This is a genomic window from Collinsella aerofaciens, assembly GCF_019131995.1.
Lineage (GTDB): Bacteria > Actinomycetota > Coriobacteriia > Coriobacteriales > Coriobacteriaceae > Collinsella > Collinsella aerofaciens_S.
The window spans coordinates 1-363 of record NZ_JAHONA010000086.1 but is presented as its reverse complement, the minus strand read 5'-3'; the positions used below and the strand labels follow the sequence as shown (position 1 = coordinate 363).

General features: G+C 62.8%; 1 protein-coding gene. It reads left to right on the top strand.

The features are described from left to right. Positions 1-83: 83 nt before the first annotated feature. Positions 84-363 (top strand): GDP-mannose 4,6-dehydratase (locus KSY82_RS10280; protein WP_217751137.1); only part of this gene is annotated, 280 nt, incomplete at its 3' end.

The window sequence follows — 363 nt, the reverse complement described above, 5'->3', positions numbered from 1 at the left end:
TCTACGGGCAGCACCTGAAGAAGGTCGCCGCCGGCGAGATCGTCAACAGCCCGCGCGAGTACTAGGAACAAGGAGATTCGAACATGGCAGAGGAGACCTTCTCCCCCAAGAACATCATCGTCACGGGCGGCTGCGGCTTCATCGGCAGCAACTTTGTGCACTACGTGGTCAACAGCCATCCCGAGGTACACGTCACCGTCCTGGACAAGCTGACCTACGCCGGCAACCCCGAGAACATCGCCGGGCTGCCCTCCGACCGCGTGGAGCTCGTCGTGGGCGACATCTGCGATGCCGAGCTTCTCGAGAAGATCGTCCCGGGCCACGACGCCATCGTGCACTACGCCGCCGAGAGCCACAACGACA